This is a genomic window from Polynucleobacter sp. AM-25C3, from assembly GCF_018882335.1.
Classification (GTDB): Bacteria; Pseudomonadota; Gammaproteobacteria; order Burkholderiales; family Burkholderiaceae; genus Polynucleobacter.
Map to the genome: position 1 here is coordinate 99,718 of NZ_JACVOS010000003.1, position 12,779 is coordinate 112,496.

Annotated in this window: 9 protein-coding genes, 6 tRNA genes, 3 rRNA genes and 1 pseudogene; 18 read left to right on the forward strand and 1 reads right to left on the reverse strand. The window is 47.2% G+C overall.

The features are described 5' to 3' along the window. Positions 1–5: 5 nt before the first annotated feature. Positions 6–653, forward strand: a complete 648-nt coding sequence (locus ICN12_RS02695; RefSeq protein WP_216270543.1) for a BON domain-containing protein — start codon at positions 6–8, stop codon at positions 651–653. A gap of 86 nt (positions 654–739) precedes the next feature. Further along, entirely contained in the window at positions 740–1,030 is a 291-nt protein-coding gene (locus tag ICN12_RS02700) for a c-type cytochrome (protein ID WP_255537661.1), read from the forward strand. On the opposite strand, the gene ICN12_RS02705 is transcribed toward ICN12_RS02700, so the two are convergent. Next, on the reverse strand, positions 1,027–1,686 hold the full coding sequence (locus ICN12_RS02705) for a GNAT family N-acetyltransferase (RefSeq protein ID WP_216270545.1): 660 nt from the start codon (positions 1,684–1,686) through the stop codon (positions 1,027–1,029). The two genes, ICN12_RS02700 and ICN12_RS02705, sit on opposite strands and share 4 nt — an antisense overlap. 493 nt (positions 1,687–2,179) lie before the next feature. On the opposite strand from ICN12_RS02705, the gene ICN12_RS02710 reads away from it, so the two are divergent. From ICN12_RS02710 to rplL, 16 genes and pseudogenes are all read left to right on the forward strand, one after another. Beyond that, positions 2,180–3,712: ribosomal RNA gene (locus ICN12_RS02710) — 16S ribosomal RNA — on the forward strand. A 58-nt stretch (positions 3,713–3,770) separates the two neighbouring features. Next, a tRNA-Ile gene (locus tag ICN12_RS02715) sits at positions 3,771–3,847 on the forward strand. 30 nt (positions 3,848–3,877) lie between these two features. Then, positions 3,878–3,953: transfer RNA gene (locus tag ICN12_RS02720), tRNA-Ala, on the forward strand. A 267-nt stretch (positions 3,954–4,220) separates the two neighbouring features. Continuing rightward, positions 4,221–7,094, forward strand: a 23S ribosomal RNA gene (locus ICN12_RS02725). Between the two features lie 105 nt (positions 7,095–7,199). Next, a 5S ribosomal RNA gene (gene rrf / locus ICN12_RS02730) occupies positions 7,200–7,313 on the forward strand. The 16S, 23S and 5S rRNA genes sit together here with 5 tRNA genes alongside, the layout of an rRNA operon. Positions 7,314–7,426: 113 nt before the next feature. After that, positions 7,427–7,511, forward strand: a tRNA-Tyr gene (locus tag ICN12_RS02735). Positions 7,512–7,516: 5 nt separating this feature from the next. After that, a tRNA-Gly gene (locus ICN12_RS02740) sits at positions 7,517–7,590 on the forward strand. 21 nt (positions 7,591–7,611) lie between these two features. Then, positions 7,612–7,686 (forward strand) — tRNA-Thr (locus ICN12_RS02745). A 67-nt stretch (positions 7,687–7,753) separates the two neighbouring features. Continuing rightward, the gene (gene tuf, locus ICN12_RS02750) at positions 7,754–8,944 is read left to right on the forward strand and encodes an elongation factor Tu (protein WP_216270546.1); all 1,191 of its coding nucleotides are present in this window, start codon (positions 7,754–7,756) and stop codon (positions 8,942–8,944) included. A 14-nt stretch (positions 8,945–8,958) separates the two neighbouring features. Continuing rightward, positions 8,959–9,034 (forward strand) — tRNA-Trp (locus tag ICN12_RS02755). A 20-nt stretch (positions 9,035–9,054) separates the two neighbouring features. After that, entirely contained in the window at positions 9,055–9,432 is a 378-nt protein-coding gene (gene secE, locus ICN12_RS02760; RefSeq protein WP_216270547.1) for a preprotein translocase subunit SecE, read from the forward strand. Positions 9,433–9,441: 9 nt separating this feature from the next. After that, entirely contained in the window at positions 9,442–10,014 is a 573-nt protein-coding gene (nusG, locus tag ICN12_RS02765; protein WP_216178753.1) for a transcription termination/antitermination protein NusG, read from the forward strand. Positions 10,015–10,169: 155 nt separating this feature from the next. Then, positions 10,170–10,601: a 50S ribosomal protein L11 gene (rplK, locus tag ICN12_RS02770; protein WP_011901890.1), complete on the forward strand. Its 432-nt coding sequence runs from the start codon at positions 10,170–10,172 to the stop codon at positions 10,599–10,601. A 2-nt stretch (positions 10,602–10,603) separates the two neighbouring features. Next, complete coding sequence (rplA, locus tag ICN12_RS02775; protein ID WP_215305628.1) at positions 10,604–11,305, forward strand: 50S ribosomal protein L1; 702 nt, start codon at positions 10,604–10,606, stop codon at positions 11,303–11,305. Positions 11,306–11,549: 244 nt separating this feature from the next. Beyond that, positions 11,550–12,068: pseudogene (rplJ, locus tag ICN12_RS02780) on the forward strand (50S ribosomal protein L10); the annotation flags it as partial. Positions 12,069–12,247: 179 nt separating this feature from the next. Next, positions 12,248–12,622: a 50S ribosomal protein L7/L12 gene (gene rplL / locus ICN12_RS02785; RefSeq protein ID WP_088526668.1), complete on the forward strand. Its 375-nt coding sequence runs from the start codon at positions 12,248–12,250 to the stop codon at positions 12,620–12,622. The last annotated feature ends 157 nt before the right edge of the window (positions 12,623–12,779 follow it).

The window sequence follows — 12,779 nt, forward strand, 5'->3', positions numbered from 1 at the left end:
CCCACATGCGAAATACATTCACCATCCGATTGTTTGCTGCAGTTGTGATGGCATCGTTCTTATCGGGCTGCGGAGTATTGGCTGTTGGTGGTGTGGCTGCTGGCGCAAGTGTGATGGCTGATCGACGTCCACCAGCGGTGCAGGCAATCGATAAAGGTATTGACCTAGAGGTAGAGAATGCTTTGGATAAGAAGTTTGGAGATAGCGCGCATATTAATGTGAGCTCCTTTAATCAAAAAGTATTGTTAACTGGTGAAGTGAAGGATGTCGGTATTAAAGAGCAGGCTGGTACATATGCAAAAGCAAATAAGAATGTTCGTTCAGTGTTTAATGAATTGATTGTTGGGCCCAACAGTACTTATACCGCACGTGCCAATGATTCTTATCTCGAATCTAAAATTAAAACCCAAATGATTTTCACGGACAAGTTGCCATCGAATTCCATGGCAATTGTTGCTGAAGGTAACAGCATTTATTTGATGGGCATTCTGACGCAGAATGAGGCGGAGATGGCTAAGAAAATAGCAAGCAATACCAACGGCGTGAAAGATGTCTACGCTTACTTTGATATTATTTCTGAAGCAGAAAAAGTGCGCCTAGAAAAACAAGGGAAGGCAGACGAGTCTCAACCTAATTCAACGCCAAAACAATAAGATGATTTGAGTGGGGATAAGCAATGAATTTCTTGAGGCGATATTCGAAATATATTTTCCTTGCCGCCCTCCTCTTGCTTTGCTCCTTGAATTCACAAGCATCTACTGATGATGCAAAGGCGATGGCACTCGCAAAACAAAATGCTTGCTTAGGATGTCATGCAGTAGACAAAAAAATTGTTGGCCCAAGCTTCCAATCAGTTGCCAAGAAATATGCAAAGGATCCTAATGCGAAAGCTTTTTTAAAAAACAAAATTCTGAAAGGTGGCTCTGGATCTTGGGGTGTTGTGCCAATGCCAGCTAGCGCGAAGTTAAGTGATGCGGATGTATCTTTGTTGGCTGGCTGGATATTGCGCGGGGCACCAAGCCCGAATTAAATCGGACGGGCGACCGATTTGCCTAGAAACCAAGACCAAGCTTTATTTGAGCGTTTGAAGTTCGCTTTAAGGACGTAATCAAAATTTGCCCATTGCGCATTGGCAGCCTCTTCAACGATCGAGCTAGGATTTGCTGGGGGTAATTTCAAATACGCATCCGCATCACCGTAGGCATATTCAACACGCATACCCGCCTTCTGAGCTAGGCGCATCATGGCCCTGTTGTTTGCTAGGCAATGTACAAATAAATTTTCGATACGTGTATTGCGGGAATGAACCGAGGCGCGTGCTAATAAAGCGGTGCCTATGCCCTGCCCCCGACCACTAGGGAGCACTGACACGCCAAACTCAGCAGACTGTGCTTGGCCTTTGATTTTCGGTAAATAGGCCAAATGCGCCATACCAATAAGCTTGAGTTGTGAATCAAAGCTACCGAAAACAGTATCTCTATTGAAGTTTAGCCGCTCAACATAGTGTTGAATCACCTCATCGGGCGTCTGTGTGCCGAAGCGAAGTCGGCGATCCTCGTCATTTAATAGCAAAAGATGGCGCAGAATTTCATCTCGATGACCAGCATGTAGTTCGCGAACAGGAACTACTAAGCCCGCCGCATGTGGCTTGCTGGGTAAGTGATTGTTTGCTAATTTATTGTGCATAGCAATATATTAACAGAAACTATCAGAATTAATAGGGTTTTCCCTAGGTTTATGCATAAAGGGGGAAGAAAAGCAACAAATCGCTATTAAAAGGGCTTGGCTACCCCTGCATTTACCCTTGTATCCATAAAAACCCTATATTATTTAAAAAGATTGAAAATATTTTCAATCTCTACCCCATTGTTTATAAAGGGATTATTTTGAATGTGAGAAAAAATATCGCTTATTTATAGAAAAAGACTACGAAAGGTGTTGACAGACCCAAATGAGTAGGATAAAGTCTCATCTCTCTGCTGAATGTTTTTAAGAAATACGAAACAAGTCAGCCCTCTTTAAAAATTAGTCAACCGATAATTGTGGGTACTAAGTGAAAGCATCAAGTCCTTCGGGACAGATGTAAATAAATAGTACTCATAGACAGTAAAAAGATTTGGTTTTATTACCAAGTCAATTTCTTGAATGAGTGCGACGATCCGCAAGGATCACAGGAATTGAACTGAAGAGTTTGATCCTGGCTCAGATTGAACGCTGGCGGCATGCCTTACACATGCAAGTCGAACGGCAGCACGGGTACTTGTACCTGGTGGCGAGTGGCGAACGGGTGAGTAATACATCGGAACGTACCTTATCGTGGGGGATAACGCAGCGAAAGCTGTGCTAATACCGCATACGCCCTGAGGGGGAAAGCGGGGGATCGAAAGACCTCGCGCGATTAGAGCGGCCGATGCTTGATTAGCTTGTTGGTGGGGTAAAAGCCCACCAAGGCGACGATCAATAGCTGGTCTGAGAGGACGATCAGCCACACTGGGACTGAGACACGGCCCAGACTCCTACGGGAGGCAGCAGTGGGGAATTTTGGACAATGGGGGAAACCCTGATCCAGCAATGCCGCGTGAGTGAAGAAGGCCTTCGGGTTGTAAAGCTCTTTTGTCAGGGAAGAAACACCGGCTCTAACACAGTCCGGGAATGACGGTACCTGAAGAATAAGCACCGGCTAACTACGTGCCAGCAGCCGCGGTAATACGTAGGGTGCAAGCGTTAATCGGAATTACTGGGCGTAAAGCGTGCGCAGGCGGTTATACAAGACAGGCGTGAAATCCCCGGGCTTAACCTGGGAATGGCGCCTGTGACTGTATAGCTAGAGTGTGTCAGAGGGGGGTAGAATTCCACGTGTAGCAGTGAAATGCGTAGATATGTGGAGGAATACCAATGGCGAAGGCAGCCCCCTGGGATAACACTGACGCTCATGCACGAAAGCGTGGGGAGCAAACAGGATTAGATACCCTGGTAGTCCACGCCCTAAACGATGCTGACTAGTTGTTCGGGATTTTCATCCTGAGTAACGTAGCTAACGCGTGAAGTCAGCCGCCTGGGGAGTACGGTCGCAAGATTAAAACTCAAAGGAATTGACGGGGACCCGCACAAGCGGTGGATGATGTGGATTAATTCGATGCAACGCGAAAAACCTTACCTACCCTTGACATGTGACTAACGAAGTAGAGATACATTAGGTGCTCGTAAGAGAAAGTCAACACAGGTGCTGCATGGCTGTCGTCAGCTCGTGTCGTGAGATGTTGGGTTAAGTCCCGCAACGAGCGCAACCCTTGTCTTTAGTTGCTACGCAAGAGCACTCTAAAGAGACTGCCGGTGACAAACCGGAGGAAGGTGGGGATGACGTCAAGTCCTCATGGCCCTTATGGGTAGGGCTTCACACGTCATACAATGGTGCATACAGAGGGTTGCCAACCCGCGAGGGGGAGCTAATCTCAGAAAATGCATCGTAGTCCGGATCGTAGTCTGCAACTCGACTACGTGAAGCTGGAATCGCTAGTAATCGCGGATCAGAATGTCGCGGTGAATACGTTCCCGGGTCTTGTACACACCGCCCGTCATACCATGGGAGTGGGTTTTGCCAGAAGCCGTTAGCCTAACCGCAAGGAGGGCGACTGCCACGGCAGGGTTCATGACTGGGGTAAAGTCGTAACAAGGTAGCCGTATCGGAAGGTGCGGCTGGATCACCTCCTTTCTAGAGAAAGATGCTGGAGCTCTAGTGCCCACACTTATCGGTTGACAATAAAAGCCACGGGTCTGTAGCTCAGCTGGTTAGAGCACTGTGTTGATAACGCAGGGGTCGTAGGTTCAAGTCCTACCAGACCCACCACCAGCCAGAAACAAGACTTAGTGGGACGTTGGGGGATTAGCTCAGCTGGGAGAGCACCTGCTTTGCAAGCAGGGGGTCGTCGGTTCGATCCCGTCATCCTCCACCATCATCTAAATGTCAAAACTAAGCGAACATTTAATCGTTTAGTTTTGCCATTTATGGCTGTTCTTTAAAAATTTGAGTAAGCAAAGTGTCAAATGTTTCTTTGAGAGGACATTTGACAATGTAATAAGGGTAAAGATTGAATCATCAATCAGTAATACAAACGAGTTTTACCAAGTTCTTTAACAAGTACTTACAGTTTGGATTACGGCAAACATGTCAGAAGTAGAAGTAAACCTGTAACAGGTACTAGCAATGGTGCTCGTTATAGGATCAAGTGAATAAGTGCACATGATGGATGCCTTGGCGATTACAGGCGACGAAAGACGTTATAACCTGCGATAAGCCCCGGGGAGCTGGTAAATAAGCTTTGATCCGGGGATTTCTGAATGGGGAAACCCACCACTTTTGTGGTATCCATACCTGAATACATAGGGTATGAGAAGCGAACCTCGTGAACTGAAACATCTAAGTAGCGAGAGGAAAAGACATCAACCGAGATTCCCAGAGTAGTGGCGAGCGAAATGGGAACAGCCTTCTAGTGATATCTCAGTAATTAACAGAATGGAATGGAAAGTCCAACAATAAAGGGTGATAGTCCCGTATGTGAAAATTATTGAGTGGTACTAGGCTAGAGACAAGTAGGGCGGGACACGTGAAATCCTGTCTGAATATGGGGGGACCATCCTCCAAGGCTAAATACTCGTAATCGACCGATAGTGAACAAGTACCGTGAGGGAAAGGCGAAAAGAACCCCGGGAGGGGAGTGAAATAGATCCTGAAATTGTGTGCATACAAACAGTAGGAGCCTCGTAAGGGGTGACTGCGTACCTTTTGTATAATGGGTCAGCGACTTACATTCAGTAGCAAGCTTAACCGAATAGGGAAGGCGTAGCGAAAGCGAGTCCGAATAGGGCGCTAGTTGCTGGGTGTAGACCCGAAACCAGTTGATCTATCCATGGCCAGGTTGAAGGTGCGGTAACACGTACTGGAGGACCGAACCCACTAACGTTGAAAAGTTAGGGGATGAGCTGTGGATAGGGGTGAAAGGCTAAACAAAACTGGAAATAGCTGGTTCTCTCCGAAAACTATTTAGGTAGTGCCTCGTGTATCACTGTAGGGGGTAGAGCACTGTCATGGTAGTGGGGTCCATTGCGGATTACTGCGCCATAGCAAACTCCGAATACCTACAAGTGCAAGCACGGGAGACAGACATCGGGTGCTAACGTCCGGTGTCAAGAGGGAAACAACCCAGACCGCCAGCTAAGGTCCCTAATATATGCTAAGTGGGAAACGAAGTGGGAAGGCTAAAACAGTCAGGAGGTTGGCTTAGAAGCAGCCATCCTTTAAAGAAAGCGTAATAGCTCACTGATCGAGTCGTCCTGCGCGGAAGATGTAACGGGGCTAAGCATATAACCGAAGCTGCGGATCACAGCAATGTGATGGTAGGAGAGCGTTCTGTAAGCCTGTGAAGGTGTCTTGTAAAGGATGCTGGAGGTATCAGAAGTGCGAATGCTGACATGAGTAGCGATAAAGGGGGTGAAAAGCCCCCTCGCCGTAAGCCCAAGGTTTCCTGTTCAACGTTCATCGGAACAGGGTGAGTCGGCCCCTAAGGCGAGGCAGAGATGCGTAGCTGATGGGAACAAGGTTAATATTCCTTGACCATTGTTAGATGCGATGGGGGGACGGATCGCGGAAAGTTGTCCGGGTGTTGGAAGTCCCGGTTCTTACGTTGGAGATGGCTATTAGGTAAATCCGGTAGCGTAATTCAAGGGCGTGAGACGAGCGAATTTATTCGCGAAGCAATTGGAAGTGGTTCCAAGAAAAGCCTCTAAGCTTCAGTCTAACAAGACCGTACCGCAAACCGACACAGGTGGGCGAGATGAGTATTCTAAGGCGCTTGAGAGAACTCAGGAGAAGGAACTCGGCAAATTTGTACCGTAACTTCGGGATAAGGTACGCCCTGGTAGTTTGACCCTGTACAAGGGGAGGACGAAAGGGTTGCAATAAAAAGGTGGCTGCGACTGTTTAATAAAAACACAGCACTCTGCAAACACGAAAGTGGACGTATAGGGTGTGACTCCTGCCCGGTGCTGGAAGATTAAATGATGGGGTGCAAGCTCTTGATTGAAGTCCCAGTAAACGGCGGCCGTAACTATAACGGTCCTAAGGTAGCGAAATTCCTTGTCGGGTAAGTTCCGACCTGCACGAATGGAGTAACGATGGCCACACTGTCTCCTCCTGAGACTCAGCGAAGTTGAAATGTTTGTGATGATGCAATCTACCCGTGGCTAGACGGAAAGACCCCATGAACCTTTACTGTAGCTTTGCATTGAATTTTGAACCGGTCTGTGTAGGATAGGTGGGAGGCGTTGAAAGCGGGATGCTAGTTCCGCTGGAGCCAACCTTGAAATACCACCCTGGTTTGTTTGAGATTCTAACCTTGGCCCATTATCTGGGTCGGGAACAGTGCATGGTAGGCAGTTTGACTGGGGCGGTCTCCTCCCAAAGTGTAACGGAGGAGTACGAAGGTACGCTTGGTACGGTCGGACATCGTACCTAAAGTGCAATGGCAAAAGCGTGCTTAACTGCGAGACCGACAAGTCGAGCAGGTGCGAAAGCAGGTCATAGTGATCCGGTGGTTCTGTATGGAAGGGCCATCGCTCAACGGATAAAAGGTACTCTGGGGATAACAGGCTGATACCGCCCAAGAGTTCATATCGACGGCGGTGTTTGGCACCTCGATGTCGGCTCATCTCATCCTGGGGCTGTAGCCGGTCCCAAGGGTATGGCTGTTCGCCATTTAAAGAGGTACGTGAGCTGGGTTTAAAACGTCGTGAGACAGTTTGGTCCCTATCTGCCATGGGCGTTGGAGATTTAACGGGGGCTGCTCCTAGTACGAGAGGACCGGAGTGGACGTACCGCTGGTGTACCTGTTGTTTCGCCAGAAGCATCGCAGGGTAGCTATGTACGGAAGAGATAACCGCTGAAAGCATCTAAGCGGGAAACTTGCCTGAAGATGAGATCTCCCGTAGGTTTAACCTACATAAAGGGTCGTTGAAGACCACAACGTTGATAGGTCGGGTGTGTAAGCGCAGTAATGCGTTGAGCTAACCGATACTAATTGCCCGTTAGGCTTGATCCTATAACCAGCACTATTGTGTTGGATGTTTGCCAGATTTAATCTGCATCCTTATTACATGCTTACTCAAATAGAACTGTTGATTTATCAACAGTTCGACCCTCTACGCCCGGTGACCATAGCAAGTTGGAACCACTCCTTCCCATCCCGAACAGGACAGTGAAACGACTTTACGCCGATGATAGTGCGGATTACCCGTGTGAAAGTAGGTAACTGCCGGGCACCAATGCGACGCCCAGACCCTCTTAGGTCTGGGCGTTTTTACTTGTGCAAAGCGTTTTGAGGCTTTAAGAGATTGACAGAAACTCCATTTGGAGTCAGAATATTGGGTTCGCGGAGGGGTGTCCGAGCGGCTAAAGGAGGCAGACTGTAAATCTGTTGGCTATGCCTACGTAGGTTCGAATCCTACCCCCTCCACCAGATGTGCGGGATTAGTTTAATGGTAAAACAGCAGATTTCCAATCTTCGGTCAAGAGTTCGATTCTCTTATCCCGCTCCAGTATTAACAGCATTTGTATTTGCCCATGTGGCTCAGTGGTAGAGCACTCCCTTGGTAAGGGAGAGGTCGGCAGTTCGATCCTGCCCATGGGCACCATGGCTTAAGTTGTAAATATTTTAATTTCGTGTGTTGGTTTAAGAGTTAACTAAAGGCAGACAAAAAAATGGCAAAAGAAAAGTTTGAGCGGACAAAACCGCACGTAAACGTTGGCACCATTGGTCACGTTGACCACGGTAAAACCACATTGACAGCAGCTATTGCTACTGTGCTCTCTAAGCAATTTGGCGGCGAAGCTAAAGCATACGATCAGATCGATGCTGCTCCAGAAGAAAAAGCACGCGGTATTACGATTAATACAGCACACGTTGAGTATGAGACAGCAAATCGTCACTACGCACACGTGGATTGCCCAGGACATGCTGACTACGTCAAGAACATGATTACTGGTGCTGCCCAAATGGACGGCGCTATTTTGGTTTGCTCTGCAGCTGACGGCCCAATGCCACAAACTCGTGAGCACATCCTCTTGGCACGCCAAGTAGGTGTTCCATACATCATCGTATTTTTGAACAAATGCGACATGGTTGACGATGCTGAGTTGTTAGAACTCGTAGAAATGGAAGTTCGTGAGCTTTTATCGAAGTACGACTTCCCAGGCGATGACACTCCAATCATTCATGGTTCTGCTAAGTTAGCCCTTGAAGGCGACGAAGGCCCATTGGGTAAAGAAGCCATCATGAAATTGGCTGATGCCTTAGATACTTATATCCCAACTCCAGAGCGTGCTATTGATGGTGCGTTCTTGATGCCAGTAGAAGATGTGTTCTCAATCTCTGGTCGCGGTACTGTTGTTACAGGCCGTATCGAGCGCGGTATTGTTAAAGTAGGTGAAGAGATCGAAGTAATCGGTATCAAGCCAACCATCAAGACTACTTGTACTGGTGTTGAAATGTTCCGCAAATTGCTCGACCAAGGTCAAGCAGGCGATAACGTGGGTATCTTGTTACGCGGCACAAAACGTGAAGAAGTTGAGCGCGGCCAAGTATTGGCTAAGCCAGGTTCAATCACCCCACATACTCACTTTACAGCCGAGGTTTATATCTTGGGTAAAGACGAAGGTGGTCGTCATACACCATTCTTTAACAACTATCGTCCACAGTTTTACTTCCGTACTACGGACGTAACTGGTTCAATCGAGTTGCCAAAAGACAAAGAAATGGTTATGCCTGGTGATAACGTCACAATTACCGTCAAACTCATCGCTCCAATCGCGATGGAAGAAGGTTTACGTTTTGCGATCCGTGAAGGTGGCCGTACTGTTGGCGCCGGCGTGGTTGCAAAGATTTTGGCTTAATAGTTTTTTAATAAAGGGGTGTAGCTCAATTGGCAGAGCGTTGGTCTCCAAAACCAAAGGTTGGGGGTTCGATGCCCTCCGCCCCTGCCACGATTTGAACTGAAAGTAATATGTCTCAACATACAGCAAGTCACTCTGAAGAAAAGAGCAGCTGGGTCTCCGGACTCGCTGCTTTAATCGTCGTTGCAGCGTTAGTTCTTTACTACACGCTGGCGGACCAATCTATATTGATCCGATTGGCTGTTTTGTTTGGCGGTATTGCTGCTGCAGTTTTAATTGTGGCCATGTCACCGGATGGGCGTCGTTTCATCGCCTATGCAAAAGATTCTTGGTATGAAGTAAAAAAGGTTGTTTGGCCAACTCGTAAAGAGACTACCCAAATGACTCTAGTCGTATTTGGCTTTGTTCTGATCATGTCCCTGTTTTTGTGGATGGCGGACAAATTAATTGAATGGCTAGTTTTTTCAGTCTTTCTAGGCTGGAAGTGAGTAAGAAAAATGATTGATACTGAATTGGTCTCAAATCCACAGGCTACCGGCAATATGCGCTGGTACGTGATTCATGCTTATTCAGGCATGGAAAAAAGCGTTAAACGAGGCTTAGAAGAGCGTATTGCACGCTCTGGCATGCCAGAAAAATTTGGCCGCATTTTGGTTCCTTCCGAAGAGGTGGTAGAAATAAAATCTGGCACTAAATCAGTATCAGAGCGCCGTTTCTTCCCAGGCTATGTCCTGATTGAGATGGAAATGACGGATGAAAGCTGGCATTTGGTGAAAAACACGCCAAAAGTGACCGGATTTGTTGGTGGCGTCAGAAACCGCCCAAGCCCGATTTCAACAGCAGAAGTATCCAAAATCATGGATCAGATGCAGGCTGGTGTAGATAAGCCTAAGCCTAAGACTCTATTTGAGGTTGGTGAGATTGTGCGCGTTAAGGAAGGCCCATTTGTGGACTTCAACGGCAATATTGAAGAAGTCAATTATGAGAAGTCAAGATTGCGCGTTTCTGTTACAATCTTTGGCCGCGGTACCCCAGTTGAGCTGGAGTTCGGCCAAGTAGAAAAGATGTAAAAATACCCTTTTTAAAGGGGTTTTGTAGCAAAAAGTAGTGGTTTTAAGTGGTTAGCAATAACCGAGGAGCGGATCTAGAAAGCCAAAAACTAGTGAAGCGTTTACTCAACAGCGGTCTTTCCTAATGAGGTAAGGCGCGCTTTTAGGAGCAATCAATGGCAAAGAAGATCATTGGCTTTATCAAGCTGCAGATTCCTGCAGGTAAAGCAAATCCATCACCTCCCGTAGGACCAGCATTGGGTCAACGCGGTCTCAATATTATGGAATTCTGTAAGGCGTTTAATGCTCAAACTCAGAGCATGGAACCTGGCCTTCCAATTCCAGTCGTGATTACAGCGTTTGCTGATAAGAGCTTCACTTTCATCATGAAGACGCCTCCAGCGACCATCATGATTAAGAAGGCTGCGAAGATTGAAAAAGGTTCACCACGTCCCCATACCGATAAGGTAGGAAAAATTACACGTGCTCAAGCAGAAGAAATTGCTAAAGCAAAAATGCCAGATTTGACAGCAGCCGATATGGATGCAGCTGTAAGAACAATCGCTGGTAGCGCCCGCTCCATGGGCATCACAGTGGAAGGTCTCTAATCATGACTAAGTTATCTAAGCGTTTAAAAGCGATCGAATCTAAAGTAGATCGCAATAAGTTTTATGCATTAGAAGATGCATTGAACCTCGTTAAAGAGTGTGCAACTGCCAAGTTCGATGAGTCTATCGACGTTGCAGTTCAGTTGGGCATTGATGCTAAGAAATCTGACCAAGTTGTGCGTGGCGCAGTTGTGCTCCCAGCTGGTACAGGTAAGCATGTTCGTGTAGCAGTTTTTGCACAGGGCGAAAAGGCTGAACAAGCTAAAGCTGCTGGTGCTGAGATCGTTGGCATGGAAGAGCTTGCTGAGCAAATCAAAGGCGGCAAAATCGATTTCGATATTTTGATCGCATCCCCGGACACAATGAAGATTGTTGGTACTTTAGGTCAAGTATTGGGCCCACGTGGTTTGATGCCGAATCCAAAAGTAGGAACTGTTACTCCTGACGTAGCTACTGCAGTTAAGAATGCAAAAGCTGGTCAAGTGCAATTCCGTGTGGACAAAGCCGGTATCGTGCACGCAAGCATTGGCCGTCGTTCATTCGAGCCAGCTGCATTGAAATCCAACTTGCTCGCATTGCTTGAGGCTTTGAATAAAGCAAAGCCACCTGCATCTAAGGGTATTTATTTAAAGAAGGTTGCCGTAAGCAGCACCATGGGTGCAGGCGTACGTGTAGACCAGGCATCGATACAAGCAGCGCAGTAAAAAATACAACGCGCTTGTAGCAAAAAGAACTTTGGGTCGACTCCCACTCTTTGAGTGAGAGTCGAACATCAAAGACCGTTGGTGAATTATTTGCTTACTCAGAAATAATTCTTAATCGTTACGAAAGTAATAGCCAGCGCAGATGGCGACCCTGAAAAGATTTCACAAGATTCTCTTGTGACAAATGATCAGACGCTGGTGTGTAACCCCAACTGGAAACAGTTGGTTTTTTAGGAGTTAAACCGTGCCTTTGAATGTACAAGACAAAAAAGCGATTGTTGCTGATGTCGGCGCTCAATTGGCTGGAGCTCAAACAGTCGTGCTCGCTGAATACCGTGGTATTCCAGTTGAGCAGTTGACAAAGCTACGTGCTAGCGCACGTGACCAAGGTGTATATCTTCGCGTTTTGAAGAACACATTGGCACGCCGTGCTGCACAAGGCACACAGTTTGAGCCTCTTGCTGATTCGATGGTTGGCCCCTTGATCTACGGCATCTCTGCTGATCCGATTGCTTCGGCAAAAGTATTACAGAACTTTGCTAAGACTCAAGACAAGCTAGTCATTACTGCTGGCTTATATAACGGCAAGTTGTTGGACGTAGCGGGCGTTAAATCCCTTGCGTCTATTCCAAGCCGCGACGAGTTGTTATCACAGTTGTTGGGCGTCATGTTGGCCCCAGTATCTGCAATGGCTCGCGTATTGGGCGCAGTAGCAGCTCAAAAAGCAGAAGGAGCACCTGCTCCAGTTGCAGCACCTGTAGCAGAAGTCGCTGAAGTTGCAGCAGCCCCAGCAGAAGTTGTTGCTGAGGTAGTTGCCGAAACAGCCGCTCCAGAAGCAAGTGCAGAGCCTGTAGCCGCAAGCCCAGAAGCTGGAACAGAAACAAACGAAACCCCTGCCGCTGAATAAGCGACAGATTAACTATTAAGTATTAGGAGCTAAAAATGGCGATTACCAAAGAAGAAATCATTGATGCAGTAGGTAGCATGTCCGTAATGGATTTGAACGACTTGGTTAAAGCGTTCGAAGAGAAGTTTGGCGTTTCAGCTGCAGCTATGGCTGTTGCTGGTCCTGCTGGTGCTGCTGGCGGCGCTGCTGCTGAAGAGCAAACAGAATTTACTGTTAACTTGCTCGAAGCTGGTGCAAACAAAGTTTCAGTAATTAAGGCTGTTCGCGAAATTACTGGTCTTGGCCTCAAAGAAGCTAAAGACTTAGTTGATGGCGCACCAAAGCCAATCAAAGAAGCTGTTGATAAAAAGACTGCTGAAGAAGCTAAGAAAAAGCTTGATGACGCAGGCGCTAAGTCAGAAATCAAGTAATACAAACTCCGTTAGCGCTCCTCAAAAAGGAGTGCTAGCCCTGTTGGGTTTGACCATTAGTGGTCAAACCCGATTTCATTTCTGATTGAAATCGGGTTTGCCTTCTGATACGACTGCAGAATGCAAGTTTGGTCGGACACTGAATCTATACGATTGA

What these genes read in the sequence shown, in the direction of transcription:
- ICN12_RS02705 (WP_216270545.1), bottom strand. Translation starts at nt 1,686, where the DNA reads ATGCACAATAAATTAGCAAACAATCACTTACCCAGCAAGCCACATGCG.
- secE (WP_216270547.1), top strand. Translation starts at nt 9,055, where the DNA reads ATGTCTCAACATACAGCAAGTCACTCTGAAGAAAAGAGCAGCTGGGTC.
- rplL (WP_088526668.1), top strand. Translation starts at nt 12,248, where the DNA reads ATGGCGATTACCAAAGAAGAAATCATTGATGCAGTAGGTAGCATGTCC.
- ICN12_RS02695 (WP_216270543.1), top strand. Translation starts at nt 6, where the DNA reads ATGCGAAATACATTCACCATCCGATTGTTTGCTGCAGTTGTGATGGCA.
- nusG (WP_216178753.1), top strand. Translation starts at nt 9,442, where the DNA reads ATGATTGATACTGAATTGGTCTCAAATCCACAGGCTACCGGCAATATG.
- rplA (WP_215305628.1), top strand. Translation starts at nt 10,604, where the DNA reads ATGACTAAGTTATCTAAGCGTTTAAAAGCGATCGAATCTAAAGTAGAT.
- tuf (WP_216270546.1), top strand. Translation starts at nt 7,754, where the DNA reads ATGGCAAAAGAAAAGTTTGAGCGGACAAAACCGCACGTAAACGTTGGC.
- rplK (WP_011901890.1), top strand. Translation starts at nt 10,170, where the DNA reads ATGGCAAAGAAGATCATTGGCTTTATCAAGCTGCAGATTCCTGCAGGT.